This window comes from Chitinophaga barathri, assembly GCF_003807585.1.
Classification (GTDB): domain Bacteria; phylum Bacteroidota; class Bacteroidia; order Chitinophagales; family Chitinophagaceae; genus Chitinophaga; species Chitinophaga barathri.
Window position 1 is genome coordinate 453,316 of the sequence record NZ_RMBX01000003.1, and the last position, 18,821, is coordinate 472,136.

The 18,821-nt window shown below is 52.9% G+C and carries 17 protein-coding genes; 7 read left to right on the plus strand and 10 right to left on the minus strand.

The annotated features are described in order from the left end of the window. Positions 1-79: 79 nt before the first annotated feature. Positions 80-577 (minus strand): outer membrane beta-barrel protein, encoded by a 498-nt coding sequence (locus EG028_RS07665; RefSeq protein ID WP_120515015.1) that lies wholly within the window; start codon positions 575-577, stop codon positions 80-82. A gap of 237 nt (positions 578-814) precedes the next feature. Between EG028_RS07665 and EG028_RS07670 the strand changes: the two genes are divergently transcribed. Further along, positions 815-1,978: a DUF2341 domain-containing protein gene (locus EG028_RS07670; RefSeq protein ID WP_162946250.1), complete on the plus strand. Its 1,164-nt coding sequence runs from the start codon at positions 815-817 to the stop codon at positions 1,976-1,978. On the opposite strand, the gene kstD is transcribed toward EG028_RS07670, so the two are convergent. Together kstD and EG028_RS07680 are read right to left on the minus strand one after the other, a co-directional pair. Beyond that, positions 1,979-3,637 (minus strand): 3-oxosteroid 1-dehydrogenase, encoded by a 1,659-nt coding sequence (gene kstD / locus EG028_RS07675; protein WP_120515017.1) that lies wholly within the window; start codon positions 3,635-3,637, stop codon positions 1,979-1,981. It abuts the gene before it with no gap. Between the two features lie 72 nt (positions 3,638-3,709). Continuing rightward, complete coding sequence (locus tag EG028_RS07680) at positions 3,710-4,216, minus strand: DUF4251 domain-containing protein (RefSeq protein ID WP_162946251.1); 507 nt, start codon at positions 4,214-4,216, stop codon at positions 3,710-3,712. A gap of 162 nt (positions 4,217-4,378) precedes the next feature. Between EG028_RS07680 and EG028_RS07685 the strand changes: the two genes are divergently transcribed. Beyond that, on the plus strand, positions 4,379-4,693 hold the full coding sequence (locus EG028_RS07685; protein ID WP_123864596.1) for a hypothetical protein: 315 nt from the start codon (positions 4,379-4,381) through the stop codon (positions 4,691-4,693). A gap of 45 nt (positions 4,694-4,738) precedes the next feature. Next, positions 4,739-5,809: a DNA polymerase IV gene (gene dinB, locus EG028_RS07690; RefSeq protein WP_120515020.1), complete on the plus strand. Its 1,071-nt coding sequence runs from the start codon at positions 4,739-4,741 to the stop codon at positions 5,807-5,809. 335 nt (positions 5,810-6,144) lie between these two features. Here dinB and EG028_RS07695 read toward each other — a convergent pair whose 3' ends face one another. Next, positions 6,145-7,659 (minus strand): S10 family peptidase, encoded by a 1,515-nt coding sequence (locus tag EG028_RS07695; protein ID WP_120515021.1) that lies wholly within the window; start codon positions 7,657-7,659, stop codon positions 6,145-6,147. Between the two features lie 187 nt (positions 7,660-7,846). Here EG028_RS07695 and EG028_RS07700 point away from each other — a divergent pair, with 187 nt between their 5' ends. Further along, a complete protein-coding gene (locus EG028_RS07700) occupies positions 7,847-8,194 on the plus strand; it encodes a hypothetical protein (protein WP_120515022.1) in 348 nt (115 codons plus the stop codon). A 158-nt stretch (positions 8,195-8,352) separates the two neighbouring features. Here EG028_RS07700 and EG028_RS07705 read toward each other — a convergent pair whose 3' ends face one another. Genes EG028_RS07705 through EG028_RS07725 form a run of 5 tightly spaced genes read right to left on the minus strand, consistent with a single transcriptional unit; the run spans position 8,353 to position 13,126 of the window. After that, positions 8,353-10,476, minus strand: coding sequence for a TIM-barrel domain-containing protein (locus EG028_RS07705; protein ID WP_120515165.1), 2,124 nt, complete (start codon positions 10,474-10,476; stop codon positions 8,353-8,355). Positions 10,477-10,536: 60 nt separating this feature from the next. After that, complete coding sequence (locus tag EG028_RS07710; RefSeq protein WP_120515023.1) at positions 10,537-11,394, minus strand: metallophosphoesterase family protein; 858 nt, start codon at positions 11,392-11,394, stop codon at positions 10,537-10,539. A 13-nt stretch (positions 11,395-11,407) separates the two neighbouring features. Beyond that, the gene (locus EG028_RS07715) at positions 11,408-11,887 is read right to left on the minus strand and encodes a hypothetical protein (RefSeq protein ID WP_120515024.1); all 480 of its coding nucleotides are present in this window, start codon (positions 11,885-11,887) and stop codon (positions 11,408-11,410) included. Between the two features lie 6 nt (positions 11,888-11,893). Then, positions 11,894-12,274, minus strand: coding sequence for an SRPBCC domain-containing protein (locus tag EG028_RS07720; RefSeq protein ID WP_120515025.1), 381 nt, complete (start codon positions 12,272-12,274; stop codon positions 11,894-11,896). A 12-nt stretch (positions 12,275-12,286) separates the two neighbouring features. Continuing rightward, positions 12,287-13,126: a CvfB family protein gene (locus EG028_RS07725; protein ID WP_120515026.1), complete on the minus strand. Its 840-nt coding sequence runs from the start codon at positions 13,124-13,126 to the stop codon at positions 12,287-12,289. A gap of 192 nt (positions 13,127-13,318) precedes the next feature. Between EG028_RS07725 and EG028_RS07730 the strand changes: the two genes are divergently transcribed. Further along, positions 13,319-13,522 carry a cold-shock protein gene (locus tag EG028_RS07730; RefSeq protein ID WP_120515027.1) on the plus strand — a complete coding sequence of 68 codons (204 nt, stop codon included), beginning with the start codon at positions 13,319-13,321 and terminating at the stop codon, positions 13,520-13,522. 561 nt (positions 13,523-14,083) lie between these two features. On the opposite strand, the gene EG028_RS07735 is transcribed toward EG028_RS07730, so the two are convergent. Then, entirely contained in the window at positions 14,084-14,830 is a 747-nt protein-coding gene (locus EG028_RS07735) for a DUF4846 domain-containing protein (RefSeq protein ID WP_162946252.1), read from the minus strand. A 136-nt stretch (positions 14,831-14,966) separates the two neighbouring features. Between EG028_RS07735 and EG028_RS07740 the strand changes: the two genes are divergently transcribed. Both EG028_RS07740 and EG028_RS07745 read left to right on the plus strand, forming a co-directional pair. Next, entirely contained in the window at positions 14,967-15,860 is an 894-nt protein-coding gene (locus EG028_RS07740) for a LytR/AlgR family response regulator transcription factor (RefSeq protein ID WP_120515029.1), read from the plus strand. A 207-nt stretch (positions 15,861-16,067) separates the two neighbouring features. Then, complete coding sequence (locus EG028_RS07745) at positions 16,068-18,818, plus strand: carboxypeptidase-like regulatory domain-containing protein (protein ID WP_120515030.1); 2,751 nt, start codon at positions 16,068-16,070, stop codon at positions 18,816-18,818. The last annotated feature ends 3 nt before the right edge of the window (positions 18,819-18,821 follow it).

Genomic DNA, 18,821 nt, shown 5'->3' on the forward strand with positions numbered 1-18,821 from the left:
ATGCCATAAAAGCGAAAACCTTCTGTGGCAGACAATGCTGTCCGCCGCAGAAGGTTTTTTTATTGAACCGAAAATACTATTAGAAATTATATCCGGCCTTCAGCCCGAAGAAACCCATGGTGCCTTCGCGGAACCAGGCTTCGTATTTGGCGGCCACATCCAGGCCCAGTACCCTGATGCCCACGCCCGGCGCAACGATGAACGCGGCGCCCGTGATATCGCTGTCCACGAAATTGGCGGAGCCGCTTTCCAGTTTCACGTACAGGATGGATACCAGTTTATACTTTAACCCGATCCTTACCGGTATGGCCGCTCTTTTATTGAACGTAAAGTTGTTCACCGTAGCGCCGCCGAAATGCATATAGCCTACAGATCCTGTTACACCAAAGCCGGCAACGAGTTTAATGTCCGCGTTCAGCCCGGCGCCCCAGCCGGTATTATGTGTGTCCTGGAAATCCCCAACGGGGAAACCCGCTTCCACGTATGGGCCGATGCTGAAACGTTTTAACTGCGCCTGTGTGGCAACGCTGCAAACAAGCAGCAGAAAAGCGATGAGCAGAGAACTTTTGTTTTTCATATTCAGGATATTTGGGAGTTATTCTTGTGCTACGAAAGTATCATTTATTTCGCACACAAACCAAAATAAACCAAACGATTACACGCCTTATTGCCTGCTACGCCCCTTCTCATTTCCGACCACGCTTTTTCTTGTCTTGTTTGTTTTTACACGGCTGTTACTCAAACGCCGGGTGACGGTGAAAGTGATAACCCGCGCCGTTACAGTTTTTTTGTATCTTCCGGTATGCCCGCTGTTATGAAACATCTGCTGTTACCCTTCTTTTTCTTTTGCCTTCCGACGGATGCCCGCGTCCAGCAAACTGCGCAATGGCCCTGGTTCTGCGAGATCAGGCTCGACACCACCCCTTCCGGCGCTAATGTTTCCGGCGATGTATCCAACTACCCTTTAGCCGTACAGCTAAGCGCCAACATTTTCGACTTTTCCAAAGCACGGGCCAACGGTGCGGATATACGTTTTTCCACTACGCCAGGCGGCCCTTTCCTCCCGCACAGCATTGAATGGTGGGACCCTGTGAATAAAAAAGCGCTCGTATGGGTGAAAGTGCCACTCATCAAAGGCAATACAGTTCAACAGGTGATCTATATGCACTGGGGCAATGAGAATGCACAGGCGGAAGACCATTCCACCGAAGTATTCCCGGTCCAAGAAGGATTCACCGGCGTATGGCATCTCAATGAACCAGGCAATACACTCCCGGACGGCTACAAAGACGCCACCGCCAATGCGGCCCATGCCACCGGCGTGAATATGCGCCCCGTCTGCACCGTAGATGGCCCGTTGGGCAAAGCCCAGCAATTCCATTACGAAGACGCGCAATGGATCAAAATAGACAATGAAAAACGCAAACTCTTCGACCTCACCAACCAGCTTACTTTTTCCATCTGGGCCATCGCTGATTCTTATTCCAATAAAGGCGATGAAAACAAACGTGTATTGCCGGGTTATGAAACCATGTTCGCCAAAGGAGACAACAGCTGGCGCCTGCAAAAATTCGGCATCCGCAACTGGCACCAGCCCGAAGCGGAACTGATAGAAATATGCGTGGAGCGCCTCAGCCCCCGCGGCGACCTCTGCGTGGTAGGCCGCACAGATATGAAAACGCAGCAATGGTATCATATCACCGGCGTGCATGACTATCCCTACGTAAAACTTTACGTGAACGGCGTGCTGGACAAAACCGAAAAGTTCGACACTGAATGGAAAACAGACGATCATCCCGTTGGCATCGGCAACCAGAGCCAGTTCCCTGAAAAAGGCGGCCGCAACTGGGATGGTGTACTGGACGAGGCCCGCGTGATCGGCCAGGCCAAAGATGAACACTGGATCAAACTGGATTATGAAAGCCAGCGGCCGGGAAGCCGCCTCCTGTGGTTCGGGAAAACACAGCAACGGAAATAATCATCCCCCATTCGCCATCTTCAACGCCGCAATGTATCCAAACGTCATCGCAGGCCCGATCGTAGCGCCGGCCCCTGCATAACTGTGGCCCATCACGGACGCCGAGTTGTTCCCCGCAGCATACAACCCTTCTATCACCGACCCGTCCGCCCGTAATACCCGCGCATGTTCATCCGTAACAAGACCGCCTTTGGTACCAAGGTCGCCCGGCACCATTTCAACGGCATAAAAAGGCGGTTTGTCTATCGGCGCCAGGCAAGGGTTCGGCGTAATGCGCGGATCGCCGTAATAGCGGTCGTACGCTGATTCCCCGCGATGAAAATCTTCATCTTTCCCACTACGCGCCATCTCGTTGAAACGCCGCAGCGTATTCACCAGGTTTTCTTCGGGAATATTGATGCGGCGGGCCAGTTCGTCCACCGTATCGGCTTTGAAGATGATCTTTTCCCGGTAGTAAGCCTTGGGGATGGGCTGCCGGGGAAACATACCGAGGAAAAGATACCTGTTGCGGAACCGCTGGTCCATGATAAAAAAACACGGAATATGCTGTATGCCCTCTGCATTGCGGCGATACATTTCATGCACTACATCCACGTATGCGGCAGCTTCGTTGGTGAACCTTTCTCCGGCATGATTGATCATAATGGAGCCGGGCTGCGACCGTTCTGCCACGCAGAAAAAAGGCGCGGCGCCGGGCGTCCTTACCGAAGGGCCCCACCAGGCATCGTCCATCAGGGAAAATGCGGCGCCAGCTTCAGCGCCGGCACGGTGACCGTCTCCCGTATTGGCGGGCGAGCCCTGCGTCCAGTCCGTGGTTTCGGGGGCGGGCATAAATTCGCGGCGCATGTGCAGGTTATGTTCAAAACCACCCGCGGCCAGCAGCACACCACGTTTCGCATGAAGCGTTATTTCTTCGCCATCCTTTTCCACGAGCAGGCCGGTTACTTTTCCTTCTTCCACCAGCAGGCGTTTCATGGGCGTATTGAGCCACAGCGGGATGCCCGCTTCTTTCATGCTCATCCGCAGGCGCCCGGCGAGCGCCTGGCCGAGGCTGAGCATTTTTTTGCCGGTGAGTCTGGCGCCGATCGCGCGTAATGTTACGATGGCGGATGTGCCAAAACCCTTCCAGGTACGGAAGGCCATATTCATCCTGTTAAATTCGGCTGAGTTGAAGGAAAGGCCCATGGGAATGGGCACCACGGGCGGGTTCAGCAAAGAAAGGTCTTCTTCCAGTTCCGCTCCGTTGAACAACAGGGGCTCTATGGTACGGCCCACGGCAAGTCCGCCGGGCTTTTCAGGATAATAATCAGCGTAACCGCGGGCGTAGGAAAAACGCATATGTTGCGTATGCGCACGGAGAAAAGCAAGCATGGCCGGGCCATGAAAGAGGAAGGATGCTTTTTTGGCGTCGGGCACTTCTTTCCCGGCAACGGCATCGAGGTAAGTACGGGCTTTTTCGGGATCGTCGTGTATCCCTTCCCGTTGCAACACGTAATTATTCGGCACCCAGATGCCGCCGCCGGAGCGGGCGGTGGAGCCTCCGTAATACGCGTCCTTTTCCACCACGAGCACCTTCAGGCCATCATGATGCGCCTTCAGCGCGGCCGTCATGCCCGCAGCGCCTGAACCAACAATAATTACATCAAATGCCTGTTCCATGCCTGTATAACAATGTCCTTTGAGTTTGGTTGGGGATATACAGGACGGAAACGGAATGCGGGTGAGGTACGGTTACTTCTTTTTGCTTTTACGCGGCCGCCTTTCCGTAACAATGCCGTTAAATGAGATCGGCTGGCGGTTGGTACTGGTCACCTGGAGGTTGGCGTACCCGTCTTCGGACACGCTCAGCATAAGCTGCTGCACATCCTGCACGTCTTTCGGCTTGATGGTAATGTTCCACCCGCCTTTATTACCCGGCTGCACATCGTAATCGAACTGCTGGGAGATAAACTGGATACCGCCTTTAGAAGGGTCCATCGGCGCGGAATAAGCACGCCCGAAATAAGGCAGGAAAGAGTTCACCGTATCCTTCGACACCGTTACGTCCCATCCGTCCCCCGACACCTGCCGCGTGCGGCCGCTCATAGGCAGCACCGTCTGCACCTGGAACACATAATTCTGATCTTCGATCAGCTGCTTTGTTTTCCCGGAGCCGGACTGCGCCGCCTGCTGCGAGGTAGTGCATTGAAAGCCGGCAAACACTAAAACGAGTACTGGTATAGTCTTCAACCATTTCATATGCGGAAGTTTACTGTCATTAAAGAACAAAACGCAGGCCATAAAAGTTGAGAGCTACTGCAGCATCTCACAATCAGGCACTTACAATAAATAACGCGAAACCACCGCATCTTATGATATTTTGATTATATTGTTAAACATATCCTTAAAACACCATACACTATGACTCCACTTACGTTGCTCGCCATTGGAGCTGCCATCTTTTTCGTAGCCCATGTTCTTTTGTTATTCACCTCTTTTGGAAAAGCTGACTACAACCGGAAAAAGTATCTCTGGTCTCACCTCACCCTCTGGATCTGCGGTATCCTGCTTTTTTCCGCTGCCCTGTTGTATGCCGGGAAAGGCGTATCCCCCATCATCGATGTGTTTGACACACCGGTGAAACAATGGCTGATACTGGTAGTGGTGCTGGTCTTATCCGCGGCCGCGCATACGATCGTGAAACTGCTGGTGATGCCGAAATACCAGGGCCGGTAAAACTCCTTTGCTCCCGCTGCTCCGATTGTTACGTATATTGCACACATGTCCGTCCGCAAGATTATTCATATAGACATGGATGCTTTTTATGCGTCGGTGGAGCAGCGGGACAATCCTGATTACCGCGGCAAACCCATAGCGGTAGGCGGCTCCCCCGAAGGACGCGGAGGAGTGGTGGCCACCGCCAGCTACGAAGCCCGCAAATACGGCGTACGCTCCGCCATGCCCTCCAAAAGAGCGTTACAGCTTTGCCCGCAGATCATCTTCGTATCCCCCCGCTTTGCCGCTTACCGGGAAGTGAGCCAGCATGTACGCGAAATATTCCGCCGCTACACCGATCTCATCGAACCCCTCTCCCTGGACGAAGCATACCTGGACGTTACCGAAGACAAGCTGAACATCGGCTCCGCTATCGCCATCGCGCAGCAGATCAAACAGGCCATCCGCGATGAGTTGCGGCTGACGGCCTCGGCCGGGGTATCCGTGAACAAGTTCGTGGCCAAGATCGCATCGGACATGCAGAAGCCGGACGGCCTTACATTTATAGCGCCCTCGCAGGTGGAATCGTTTATGGAAAACCTGCCGGTGGAGAAATTCTTCGGGGTGGGGAAAGTAACGGCGGATAAAATGAAACGGATGAACCTGCATACCGGCGCGGACCTGAAGAAACTCACGGAAAACGACCTGGTGCAGCACTTCGGGAAAACCGGCCGTTTCTATTTCAAGATCGTGCGCGGCCAGGACGACCGGCCCGTGCAGCCTCACCGGGAAACAAAGTCTGTAGGCGCGGAAGACACCTTTCCCCACGACCTTACCACCCTCGAAGAAATGTACCCGGAGCTGGACAAAATAGCCCTTACCGTAGCCAACCGCCTGCAAAAACACCAACTCAAAGGCAAGACGGTCACCCTCAAGATCAAATACAGCGACTTCCGGCAGATCACGCGCAACCAGTCGCTTCCCCATGGCATCAACGATCTTGAAACCATCGTTGTCACGGCCAGGCAGCTGCTTGTCAAAACAGACCCGGCGGATGTCAGGATCAGGCTGCTGGGTATCACCCTTTCCAATTTCGGGGAAGAAAAGCCCGAAACCGGGCAGTTGTCGCTGTTCTGAGAGCACCCTTTTATCTATATCCGGATATCAAACAGGTTTGGAATCCGGGCTAAAGTCCTGCTTCGGCGTTGACCCTCAACATTAATGACCCAAGCTGGCGCAAAGCCCGTCATTGCGAGGAGCAGCAGCGCTAAAGTGGGTGGGGCGACGAAGCAATCTCCTCCATCGGATGGAGGTACGCCGGGATAAGGAGATTGCTTCGTCGCGGCTCTTGCACAAATCCCCCGCTGCTCCTCGCAATGACGATCTTTTCACAACGACCCCATAAACAAGGACCAATAAAAACGGGGCCGGATGATCATCCGGCCCCGTTTGTTATGTGAAGATGTCTGATACTAATATTTGGCAGCCTGTCCTGCTTTGGGAATGGCTTTCAGGATGAATTCACGCAGGTGTTCGTTGCTGGTGGCCAGGTCATCTTTGCGGAGGTACATCATGTGCCCGCTGCGGTATCCTTCCCACGACATACGGCCTTTCAGCTTACCGCTGGGATCCATCTGCCACATGTTATATTTCGCATTGAAATAATCGCAGGCGCCATCGTAATAACCGCTCTGCACCAGCACATGCAGGTAAGGGTTCTGCGCCATTGCCTGCCGCAGGTTTTCGCCGGTCCGGTTGCCGGTATTGTCCCAGGGGAATACAGGGCCGAACATGAAATATTTCAGGTCTGTTTTGTATTTCAGTTCGTCGCGCAGGTACATGTTGATAGCTGGCGTAAATGAATGAAGCCAGGAAGTAAGCTCAGCATTAAAGTCCACCCTTTCGCCGCCGTCCTTGCGGTCTACGCCGAGGTAACGGGAATCGAGGCGGCCTACGGTGAAGCCGCGGTCGCGGAGCAGCTCTTTCCAGAACAGGTTCGTGGAAATATCCAGGTTGTTCTGCAACACTACTTTTTCAGGAAGACCGGCGTAACGGGCCACTTTGGCGGCTATTTCCTTTTTCTTCGCGTCGCTGATGAAGCCGCCTTCCGCCAGTGCGGGCAGGTATTCCTTAATCGTGAAGTTTTCCACTTCAGGCAGCATGGCGGTGAGGTCTTTCTGCTGGAGATCGGAAGCAAGGGCTTTGTGATACCAGGCGGTAGCCGCGTAATACGGCAGTCTTAAAGCCGCTTCGGCAGGGCCGCTGCGTTCTATGCCCAGGTCCGTGGGCGATACCAGCACCACGCCGTTCACATAGATCCACTGTGAATTCATCAGTTCCAGTGCGAGGCCGGATACGCGGGTGGTACCATAACTTTCGCCCACGAGGTATTTCGGGCAGGACCAGCGTTTATAACGGGTCAGGAATGTATTGATCCATTCGGCGAGGTACCGGATGTCCTGGTTTACACCGAAGAATTTCGTGCCGGGCACATCTTTACCGGTAGTGCGGGAGAAGCCTGTATTCACGGGGTCTACGTACACGATGTCCGCCACGTCCAGGATGGAGTTCGGGTTGTCTTTGAGGCCGTAGGGCTGCACGGGATATCCTTCATCGTCGATCTTCAGCACACGGGGCCCGGTATACCCGATCTGCATCCACACGGAAGCTGTTCCGGGGCCGCCGTTGAAGGAAAATACAAGGGGGCGGGCGGCCTGGTCCACACCTGTTCTTTCAAAATAAGTATAAAAAACACCGGCGATGGTTTTGCCTTCCTCATCCCATACCGGCAGCGAGCCCGCGGTCACTTTGTAGGGAACGCGCTGCCCTTTGATGGTCACTTCGTGGCTGGTGGTTACGGCGGCATCGATCTTCAGGGCGCGTGTGGCGCTGGACTGGCTGTAAAACTTTCCGTCTGAAGTATCTGATTTCTGGGCAAATAGGCTGGTGCAGCTAAGCAGGAGCGCTGCGGTAAAGATGTGTCTCATATTTTAAACATATCAATAAAATTTAAATCCGCATAAAATTTATGATGCGGTTAATAAAGTTCGCTCATTCATAAACATATTATAAATAACTACATCCACATTATTTTTATGACATACATCTATAATTAGATCAAAACTGGCTAAATAATCATCATATTTCATTAATTCAAGTCATTATCTTGTATGAATGAAAACAATACTCCTATTTTTAGCACTACACACCTCAGATTCAACTGTCAAAAAACAGCGCCCTTTTACCGCCGGCCTGGAAGGTGCGGCATCGGTAACCGTCGGTAACAACATTGTATCCGTAAACGTGGGCGGCCCTAATCTCCGCTTCAAACTCACCCCGAAATGGGCGGTGGGTGTAGCCGCGGTGCCCTCATTGTTTATCTTTAAAGGTAAAGCCGAACCCAAACTGGGGCTGGCGCCCCGGATCGACTATGGTAAATGGCTGCTGCAGGCCCCCGGCTTCTACATGGCCAAAACCGAAAAGTGGGCCTGGACCTTCGGCCTGGGGTACAAGTTCCTGTAACCTCATTATAAATTCCCGGAAAACGTTATGGAGGAGTATACAAAAAACGGGTGCGGCAATTGTTTGCCACACCCGTAAGAAGATTGTTTTGTCCCGGATGGCCCGTGTTACAACAGGCCGCCGGGCAAACAGCATCGTATTGTCCCGGATGATCCGACTTATTTCGTCATAAACGTCCAGCTCACATTCTTCTGGTAACCAAAAGGTTTGCCCGCCTGCGGCTTGCTCATAGTACCTTTACCTGCCGCTGTTTTGAGCGTCACACGGCTGAAGGCGCCTTTTTCGAAGTCGAAGGACACACCATCATCGTCGTACAGGTCAAATGAGCCGGGCGCAGTGCCGTACACACGCACTTCCAGCGGCAGCACTTCTCCCGCTTTGGGAGCCTGCCTGCGCGCCGGTATCATGGGTATGATGCCGCCATCGCGGACGTACAGGGGGATCTTGTCCAGCTCCGCATTCACGGTGATCACCTGGTCTTCTCCCGCCAGTTTACCCGTGTAGAAGTCGTACCATTTGCCTTTGGGCAGGTATACCTTCCGGCTTTTCTGCTCCGCGAAAAAGGGCGCTACGATCAGGTTGTCCCCCATCATATACTGATCCTTCAGTTCGGAGCGGGTTTTGGCTTCGTAAGGGTTCAGCGTGGCATCCAGCTTGCCGCCGCTCACCTGCGCGGTGTAAGCGAACCCGTCCACGAGGTTCATGGAGCGGAAAGGAGGTTTGCCTTCGAAATGATATTGCGCAAAAGTGGAATACAGGTAAGGCAGCAGGCGCATACGCAGCATGGCCACGTCCTGCACGGCTTTTTCCACTTCGGGGAAAGACCAGGGTTTGGTCCCGTCCGCCCAGGCGTTCAGCATGGCCATAGGAGAAAAACATACGCTCTGCATCCTTCTCACCCACTCTTCCGCGCTTTTGGAAGCGCGCACTTCAGGCGTCCACAGCACACCGATAAAGCTGCTGTTCACCAGTGCCGTGATGAAATCCGGGTGGGAATAATAATCGTTGTAGATCACGTAGGGGAAATTGCTGGCGCCGGCGTTGGAAGCCCTTACCAGCCCGTAGGTACGGAGGTTCTGCTCACGGTACCATTCATCCGTCATCTTCTGCATTGCAAGGCCGTATATCTGGCGCATCTGCTCCGCGCTGGTGCCGGATGGGAAAGTAGCTACATCAGGCCAGAGCCATTTGTCGTACCCATCGTTTTCATCCATCTTGTAACCGCTAACGCCGAGGGATATATGATTTTTGATGAAATGTTCTTTAAACAACTGCCGCGCTTCCGGCATCGTAAAATCCGTGACCAGCCCGTTCCATACGGTATGGCTGCCAGACAGCGGTTTTACCTTCGGGTACAGCGAGCTTTTGGGCGATACATACGGGTTCAGCCAGAGGTTTGCACGCACGCCTTTTGCCATCAGCCCGTCTATGAACCCTTTCGGATCGGGGAACCGTTTGCTGTCCCATTCGAACGTACAGGGATAAGACATAGAGTGCCAGCCCGGCTCCACGCCGATAAAGTCCAGCGGGAAGTTGTGCTGTTCAAACTCGGTAGCTTCGCGCAGGATGTCCGCCTGGGAATAAAGGGTAGGCACCCGCTGTGTAAAACCAAGGCCCCATTTGGGCGGCAGGTAACCGCCGCCGTTGAACAGGTTGTAACGCTGCACGGCGTTCATGGCAGTAGGGCCGCCAAAGATGTAAATGTCCGTACCGGCCGCGGGCACCAGTATTTCCACCGCATCGGAATAAGGTTGTGAATCCCAGTCTTTGTTTGTGTTACGGTCCTGCAGCTCCGGCGGATGTTTTGCATCCACACGCACCGCTGTGCCTGCATATACCGTGAGGTAACGCGCTGCGTCGATGAGGATGCCGTAGCCACGGCTGGATACATAAAAAGGAACCGGCGCGTGCGTACGCCCGTCATCTTTCCCGCCGTAGTGGTCCATATGCAGCTGGCTTACCCGGCCGCGCTGGTTGACGGTCTTGAAGTTCAGCCCCAGGCCAAAGATCTGTTCTTCTTTTTCCAGGGGAAAACGGAGATACACTTTCCCGTCGCGGTAAGTGACGGAGATATCTGCTTCAGCCAATGGGAATGTTGCGGCCGGAAGGGCCTGTAAAGAGGTTTTGCTGGCTTTGTTATCAGCCACGCTCAGGAGGGCCACCTTTTCAGGCTGGCCGGCAGTGGCTTTCCAGATACCGGGCTCTACCTCCTTCCATTGTAATTGCGCCTGTGCGCCTGCGCTGAGCAGCAGGCATATGAGCACGAGGCGTAGTGTGCGCATGTTATTCATATGTCGTGGAAACTTCTGCGCATAAGGTATAAAGGAAATCCTTTACACACTTTATTTTGTCAAAATTGAGCCAGTTTCCGCTAAAATATTACTGTTAACAGGCTCCTTCAGCTCGGGGTTCACCTGGTAACACAATACTTCGCCGTCTTCCAGCACTTCCACCACGCGGTATCCGTAATAAGGCGTGCCCCAGTTGCCGGCGATATGACTGTCAAAGAAATAATGTTTGCCGTTTTTTTCCTTCATGCCGTCTTCCGCATGGTCGTGGCCATGGAATACCGCTTTCAGGTTCGCCTGTTTGGAGAACATCTCCACCAGCTCCGGGCAGTCGATGCCATGCTCCGTCCATTTCACGGGCGTGATGTGCATGATCACGAACAGGTGTTTTTTGTCTTTGTACATCTCCAGCCGGGCTTTGGTCCAGGCGAGATCGGGACAGATATATTTTCCTTCCACGTCCGCGGTGTTCAGCACAATGAAACCGGAATCCCCTTTTTCGAAATCGTGGTGCCAGGCGGTGCCGAAGGTCTTGAGCCATTCCGGCTCGGCGATCTTGTCGTGGTTGCCGTGAGATACGATGTAAGGCATGGCGAGTTTGTCCCAGGCGCTTTTTACATCCGGCAGGAACTTAGCATCATCATGAAAGAGGTCCCCGTTGATCACCGCCATATCCAGGCCACGGCCCTTTTTTTCCTTGTTCAGCCACTTTACCATCTGCTGGTGGTTTTCATAATATTTGGTTTGCGGCTGGCCGTAATGCCCGTCTGACGCCAGTGCAAAACGGAGTTTCACCTTTTTGCGGGCGGGCAGGGTGAAACCTGCGGGAGCAAAGGATTGCAGCGTGTTGCCTGCACCAATGAGCACGATGCCCTTCAGGGTCATCTCAAGGAAATTTCTGCGGGAGATCATACGTTGTTGTAGATTAAATAAATGTTAACGCATCCAGCTGTTTGCGGTAGTCGAACTGCAGGTCTTCGTGCTGACTGTCTATCGCTTTTTCGATCTTGCGCAGCTGCTGCTGGTAAAGATTGGTCAGCTGTACGCTGGCATTGATCTTTATGCCGCTGCGGCGCATTTTTTCACAGAAGAACAGCAGGAGTTCCGTTTCAGCCTGTTTTGATCCGGTAAATCTAATATGTTTGTTCGTGATGCGGAGAATTTTCCGCAAAGTTTTCTTCGAGTGGTACAGGTGGCTGGTGGACAGGGAATCGAACTCCAGGGCGATAAACTCTTTCACGGAGGCGATGTACCCGTCCAGGCTGTGCGATTCGAATAAAAGATAAGTGAGCAGCTCCTTACTTTCTTTTTTGTATTTGGCCAGCCTGAGGCAAAGCTCCACCAGCTGCGTAAGCGGCACGGCGCTGAGCTCTTTTTTTAACTCCGTGATGGTGGCAGTCTTCATTCCTTCCTATTCTTCGTAAAAGTCAATCAACGCGCCAAAATACGCATCTTTCCAGCCATCCGTAATATCATCAAAATCCTCATCGGGGATATTGCTGTGTTTCAGCTCGGCGGAAGTGCCTTTTTTGTGCGGATGCAGGATGATGGTCACGATGGAAGGCGTTTCCTGCTCGCCGAAATACCATTCCTGCACGATCTTGCGGCCATCTTCAAACTCCAGGTTGCGGCCGGCAATGCTGCCGTCCCAGAGAGAGAACTCGGAATCCGGCTCGGTGCTCATTTCAGCCTTTTCTCCCGTCCACAGCTGGATGGTGGGCGCATAGGTGAGCGCCCGGTACACTTCTTCCGGCGGGGCCGGTATCACAAAATGCTGTTTAAAATCTTTCATATTTCGGTATTATTATGCGCCTTCCAACAGCTGGATGCCCGTTTTGGTGAAAGCGATCTTTTGTTGTTTGTACAGGCTGCCGGTGGTCATCTTGAAGGTCTTTTTACTCATGCCGAAAAAAGCATAGATCTCCTCCGGGTCGGACTTGTCGTGGTAAGGCAGGTAACCGTCGTTTTCCTGCAGCAGGCGCATGATCTTCTCCCCTTCGTCTTCCACTTTTTTGTACCCGGCCTGCCCCGGCACCACATCTACGAGATTGCCTTCTTTGACGGCTTTAACAAAACCTTTGAAGCGGTCGCCGATGTCCATGGGTTTGAACTGGTCGCTGTAATGCAGGATGCCGGTGTGTATATTATTGATGATGGTCACAAAACCGATATCCGTGCGGCGGTATATCACGAGGTCCACCACATCCTTTTCTTTGACGGTAAGGTTTTCGTTGCTCAGGTACTGATCGATCTTTTCGGTAGCGGCTACGCGGCCGGTAAGTTCGTCCAGGTAAATGCGCACGAGGTATTCCTGGCCTTTCACCATGGTGGAGAACTGCTGGGATTTAGGCACAAAGAGGTCTTTCATCAGGCCCCAGTCCAGGAAAGCGCCCTGTGCGGTGCTATCCACGGCTTTGAGGTTCACGATATCGCCCACTACTCCAAAAGGCTTGTCTGTAGTAGCAATAAGCCGGTTCTCCGAATCATGATAAAGAAATACTTCCAGCTCATCGCCGGGTTTGGTGCCGCGGGGCACATAACGTTTGGGGAGCAGTATTTCCAGATCGTCCCCTCCGTCGAGAAATACGCCGAAGTCCGTTTCTTTTTTAACCTTTAATGTATTGTAAGCACCTGTTCTGATCATGATATGTATAGTATAACTGGCGCAAAGGTACAATAAAATAAATGGCGGAATCGGGGCCGAAAAGCACACATTATTCTATTTACCCATCCGTAAATGACTATTCGACAATGAAAGGCAGGTTTTATTTGCAATATTTAGGTGTAACAGATTATTAATCATACCTTCGTGGCCATTTATTTTTAATATTTACACATGGAACAAAAATTCACCGGAACTGTAAAGTTCTTCAATGAAACCAAAGGTTTTGGTTTTATTAAACACGACGAGTCTTCTAAAGAGACCTTCGTTCACGTTAACGGTCTCATTCACGAGATCCAGCAAGATGACCGCGTAGAGTTTGAACTGCAGGAAGGTAGGAAAGGTATGAATGCTGTTAATGTTAGACGCATCGATTAAGCTTGCTTAATATATCGTTTACCTGGCCGGTCATCAATGACCGGCCTTTTTTGTGCCCCTGATGGTAATTTTCTATAAGCCCTCCCCTGCAAACTACCGTAACCTGCCACATTCCCTACTAAACCACTAGGAAATAAGCCTCACCTGGATCGGCCATGGTGGGGCATCTGAGCACCCACCCTCCTGACATCCTACTGACATCCTTCGGTGATCCTTCGGTCGTGTTCGCTCGCAGTCCGGGTTTGAGGGTGTTTAACCGAAGGATGACCGAAGGATCACCGAACGATCACCGAAGGATCAGCGATCTGGTGCTGATGCTATATTAACCTAAATGAGTGCCCACTTGTCCATACCCGATACAGGCAAAGCCGTCATTGCGAGGAGCCGCGGGGCTAAAGAGGGAGGGGGCGACGAAGCAATCTCCTTCATTGAGGGGTAGTACTCCATTATTGGGAGATTGCTTCGTCGCGGCTCCCGCACACTCCCCGCGCTGCTTCTCGCAATGACGCGAAAAGGGTTGGTATAACTAAGCGGATAATCGTATTAACCTAAATGGGAGATCTATTTAAATGACCGCAATGACCCCGCCGGGAAATCCCACTCCGGCGTCTGCAAAGCCTGCTGCGGCGTGTTGTGATACCAGGGAGAGGAAGATGCGGGATTTTTGAGGATATGAATGTCCTGCGCGGGCATATAACTCTGGGCCAACAGGAAGACCCGTTCCCCTTTATTGTTTTGCGCCACATCCATCACGATCACCACATGCCCGGGTGAGCCGCCCTGGATAAACACATCACCGGGATTAACGGCATTGCCCCCGGGCGCCAGTTCGCGCTGGAGGGACAAAGTGCCGGCGTATGAGAACACCGTCTGTAAATACTGTTCGAAACAGGCCCGTGTATCGCAGGGCCGGGCGCTGCGTTTGCGCACCAGGCGGCTGCCGGACAATACAAAACGGTCGCCTTTGCGCCAGCCTTCATAGTCCATCTTAGTACCGTCCGTGGCATGAAAAACGATCCGGTTATATTGCCCATTGGCGAAGCGGTATTCCGCATACAGCCGCATTACCGCGTCCGCGCATTGCTGGAGGTCGCGCTTGCCCACGGGAATGTCCAGCACGGCATATTGTGCGGACTGGTTGGATTTGGGCCGGCCGTTGTAGAGATACACCGTATTGTCCTGTTTGAGAGTGGTTTTGCGCAGCCATTCCCCGAAAGAGCCTACCGGCTGGGGGATGCGCTGGTATCCCTGTGGGGTAGCGATAGCGCCGGTGCTGAGCGAAATAATGTACAGTGCGGTCAGGAACATGGATGAGGGTTTTGAAAAGAGATGCAGAAAAAAGGAAAATGCATAAAAACAAATACGTTGGTATTCCCCCGCCATATGCGCTCCGAATTCCTCAATTCAAAAAAGAATTCTATCTTAATTGTACAATCCACGCAACATGAAAAATACGCTCACTATTCCATTGAACGGAAGCGCAGCATTGCCCGGTTGGTTCAAAGCCCCTTTCCTGCTGCTGGACCCGGTGGGGAACAGGGTTTTCCTGATCCTGTTCTGCGGGGTGTTCAGTTTTCTTTTCATGTACATCTTCTCCCCCTTTAATATGAACCAGTGGTATGAAGGCGGTCCGCAATCTGTGGCCGGTGTGTTCTGCGCGTTTTCGCTCAGCGGCATCATCGGGATGTCTGTTTCCCAGTTCGGCCTGATACGGCTGAAGGGCAAAAAACCCCTCACACATTTGCAATTCCTGGGCTGGTTTATCGGTGAAGTGATGCTGGTGGCGCTGATCGTGAACGTCGTGAACGTATCCATGCACGATTACCTGGAGTATTCCTGGCTGGAGTATACGGATACCTTAAAGTATGGTTTTGGCGTGATGGCATTGCCTTATTCCATGGCGCTCCTCTGGTTCCAGAGCAGGGCTGCCGCCGGAAGGCTGAAAAACCTTGCCCAGGCGCCCGCAGCTGCTCCCATAGCCGCCCCCGAAGAACTGTTCATCCGCGACGAATACGATAAGCTGGCCATGACCCTTCATCCTTCCAACCTGCTCCTGCTCAAGGCCGAGGATAACTATGTGCATGTATATTACCGCAATGGCAACGCCGTGAAAAAGGAACTGATCCGCAGCTCGCTCAAAAAGCTGGAACCGCAGCTGTCCGGTCATGGTTTTACCCGCGCGCACCGTTCTTATATGGTGAACCTGTCCAAAGTGCTTTTGTTCAAAAAGAACACAAAAGGCCACTTCCTGCTCATGGACGGGCTGGACGAAGTGACCGTGCCCGTATCTACCTCCTATCTCCCGGAATTCCTGCAACGGTTCACGCCCGCCTGCTGATTTCCTTTCTTGTATTTCCCTTGGGACAAGACCGCCCGCTGCACTCATCCCGCAGGGGCACAACCTGTTACACCCGCCCGGCTCACCCCGGACCGCTGAATTCACCCCGTAAACTCCCCCGTTCACCCCAAAGCGGCCGTTAACCTCCCTTGGCAGCCCCCTTTTACCTAATATCGCTACTACCATTCCAACCAAAATACCCTGACCATGATCAAACTGATGCTACTGTCAGCCTTAAGCTTTTTTACCGCGCTTACCACCCTGGAAGCACAGCACGTTATTTCCGGGAACATACGGAGCAGCACCACCGGCGAAGTGATTCCGGCGGTATCCGTCAAAGCGAAAAATACTCCTTACGGGGATTATACGAACGACCAGGGCAATTTCCGCTTCACCGTCCGCACGCCCCTGCCTGTCACCCTCGTGATCAGCTCCATCGGTTATGCCGGCCAGGAAATAGAAGTGACCGGCACGCAACCGCTGAAAATCGTGCTGGCCCCCGCTTCCATCCTCGGCAATGAAGTGGTCGTGTCCGCCAGCAGGCATGTGCAGCGGAAGATCGAATCCCCCGTCACGATCGAAAGGATCGACAACAAAGACATCATCAACTCCGCGCAGACCAATTATTACAATATGCTGCAGGGCCTGAAAGGCGTGGACATCACCACTTCCAGCCTCACCTTCACCACGGTGACCACCCGGGGTTTTAATACCAGCGGCAATACCAATTTCACGCAGATCGTGGACGGGATGGACAACCAGGCGCCGGGGCTGAACTTTCCGCTGGGCGCCTCCATCGGGCTTACAGAGCTGGATGTGGACAACCTGGAAGTGCTCTCCGGCGCTTCCTCCGCCTTGTACGGTTCACGCGGGCTGAACGGCACGCTGGTGATGACGGGCAAAGACCCTTTTAAATACCAGGGGCTCAGTTTCCAGATCACCCAAGGCGTGAACCACGTTAAAAAAGGCGCGGGCAACGACCCGATGGGGCCTTCGCCGTATTACGACTGGACCATCCGCTGGGCGAAAAAGATCAACGACAAACTGGCCTTTAAGATCAATGCGCAATACACCCTCGCCAAAGACTGGCTGGCCTGCGACACCAGCAATACCAACAGTACCGGCACAAAATATACAGACCCGAATTACAATGGCGTGAACTCCTACGGCAGCAAAACCTCCGTGGACATCAACCCTTTCCTGCAGGCCGCCCTCGCGCAGGACCCTTCGCTGGCACCCATCATAGACCCGCTGCTGGCCAAGCCCTCCAACTACGTAGCCCGCACTGGCTACCCTGAATACGGTTACCTCAGCAACGAGGCCAAACTGCTCAAACTCAACGCGGAAATACGTTACAAGATCAGGCCCAAACTGGAAGCCATCGTATCCGGCACTTACGGCAGCGGCAACGCGGTGTACAGCAACGATACCCGTTACGCCCTCACCGGTTACAAGATCAGCCAGTACAGGGCAGAGCTGCGAAGCGAACAATGGTTCCTCCGCGCTTATACCTCCCAGGAAAACTCCGGCAACACGATCATCGCCAGCCCCACCATGCAGTTGCTGAACGAAGCCTGGAAACCCAGCTTCAACCCCGCCACGATGGACGGCTGGTATCCGCAATACACCGGCGCGCTGCTGCAGGCACTGGCCACTGGCAGCAGCCTGGACGATGCCCATTGGGCCGCCCGCAACTTCGCGGACCAGGGAAGACCCGAAGCAGGCAGCGAACAATTTAACCGTTTAAAAGACAGCATCGCCGGCCTCCCGACATCACAGGGCGGCACGCTGTTCCTTGACCGCAGCAGGCTTTACAATGCGGAATTCCAGTACAACTTCACCCAACTCATCCCCTGGGTGGAACTGATCGCGGGGCTGAACTACCGCCTCTACCGCCTCGATTCCAAAGGCACCCTGTTCCCCGACAAAAACGGGCCGATAGATGTAGCCGAATACAGCGCCTATGCACACCTATCCAAAAAACTGATAGAGAACAAACTACGGCTGGGCGCGGCTTTCAGGTATGATAAAAACACCCTGTTCGACAAACCGCGCATCACCACCCGCGTGTCCGCCGTACTGGAAGTAGCGAAAGAACATTTTATGCGTTTCTCTTACCAGAACGCCTATAGTTTCCCCTCGAACATACAAAGCCTGCAAAGCACGCTGGTGGATTATAACTCTTACGCCTCAGGAGGCTCCGCAAGGTTGTTGTACGGCGAATACCAGTTCAACCAATACCCGCCTTACCTGCTGAACAGCGTGACGGAATACCAGCAGACAAACGACCCGTCCAAACTGGAACGTTTCCAGCCCAGGGATATCGAACCGCAGTCTGTGGATGCCTTTGAGCTGGGATATTCCGGCCTCTTCGGCAATTGTGTGCTGGTGGACGTGCTGGGTTATTATTCCACCTGGAAAAACTTCATCGGGTATGTGAACGTGGCCAATACGCCGGGTATAGACGACATTACGGCCTTTAAAGAGCGCAGTAAGTATATTTCCTATAATATTGCATATAACGGCGCGGAAAAGGTAAATACATACGGATATGCCGCCAGCGTGAGCGTGGACCTGAGCCGCAACTTCATGGCCAAAGCCAATTACTCTTCAGACTTTCTCAAAAACAGGAACAACAGCCAGATCAATAATTTCAACACACCGAACTGGAAATTCAACGTGGAATTCGGCAATACCGGATTCGGGAAAAACCAGATATTCTCCTTCAATACCAGCCTCCGCTACCGCCCGGCGTACTTCTACTCGATCGGTTTTGCGAGCGGCACGATAGACGCCAATGTAGTGCTGGACGCACAGGTAAGTGTTAAATTGATAAAAGCCCATTCCCGGATCAAGATCGGCGCCACGAACCTGACGAACAAATATTATTACACCGGCTTTGGCAGCCCCGGCATCGGCGGGGTGTATTATGCAACATTCGCTTACAATGTTTTTTAAAAA

Bases quoted from the DNA above. Each gene is read 5' to 3' on its own strand.
- EG028_RS07685 (WP_123864596.1), top strand. From the start codon at position 4,379: ATGACTCCACTTACGTTGCTCGCCATTGGAGCTGCCATCTTTTTCGTA.
- EG028_RS07720 (WP_120515025.1), bottom strand. From the start codon at position 12,274: ATGAAAGATTTTAAACAGCATTTTGTGATACCGGCCCCGCCGGAAGAA.
- EG028_RS07725 (WP_120515026.1), bottom strand. From the start codon at position 13,126: ATGATCAGAACAGGTGCTTACAATACATTAAAGGTTAAAAAAGAAACG.
- EG028_RS07715 (WP_120515024.1), bottom strand. From the start codon at position 11,887: ATGAAGACTGCCACCATCACGGAGTTAAAAAAAGAGCTCAGCGCCGTG.
- dinB (WP_120515020.1), top strand. From the start codon at position 4,739: ATGTCCGTCCGCAAGATTATTCATATAGACATGGATGCTTTTTATGCG.
- EG028_RS07695 (WP_120515021.1), bottom strand. From the start codon at position 7,659: ATGAGACACATCTTTACCGCAGCGCTCCTGCTTAGCTGCACCAGCCTA.
- EG028_RS07730 (WP_120515027.1), top strand. From the start codon at position 13,319: ATGGAACAAAAATTCACCGGAACTGTAAAGTTCTTCAATGAAACCAAA.
- EG028_RS07700 (WP_120515022.1), top strand. From the start codon at position 7,847: ATGAAAACAATACTCCTATTTTTAGCACTACACACCTCAGATTCAACT.
- EG028_RS07735 (WP_162946252.1), bottom strand. From the start codon at position 14,830: ATGTTCCTGACCGCACTGTACATTATTTCGCTCAGCACCGGCGCTATC.
- EG028_RS07665 (WP_120515015.1), bottom strand. From the start codon at position 577: ATGAAAAACAAAAGTTCTCTGCTCATCGCTTTTCTGCTGCTTGTTTGC.
- EG028_RS07710 (WP_120515023.1), bottom strand. From the start codon at position 11,394: ATGATCTCCCGCAGAAATTTCCTTGAGATGACCCTGAAGGGCATCGTG.
- EG028_RS07705 (WP_120515165.1), bottom strand. From the start codon at position 10,476: ATGCGCACACTACGCCTCGTGCTCATATGCCTGCTGCTCAGCGCAGGC.
- EG028_RS07670 (WP_162946250.1), top strand. From the start codon at position 815: ATGAAACATCTGCTGTTACCCTTCTTTTTCTTTTGCCTTCCGACGGAT.
- EG028_RS07740 (WP_120515029.1), top strand. From the start codon at position 14,967: ATGAAAAATACGCTCACTATTCCATTGAACGGAAGCGCAGCATTGCCC.
- kstD (WP_120515017.1), bottom strand. From the start codon at position 3,637: ATGGAACAGGCATTTGATGTAATTATTGTTGGTTCAGGCGCTGCGGGC.
- EG028_RS07745 (WP_120515030.1), top strand. From the start codon at position 16,068: ATGATCAAACTGATGCTACTGTCAGCCTTAAGCTTTTTTACCGCGCTT.
- EG028_RS07680 (WP_162946251.1), bottom strand. From the start codon at position 4,216: ATGAAATGGTTGAAGACTATACCAGTACTCGTTTTAGTGTTTGCCGGC.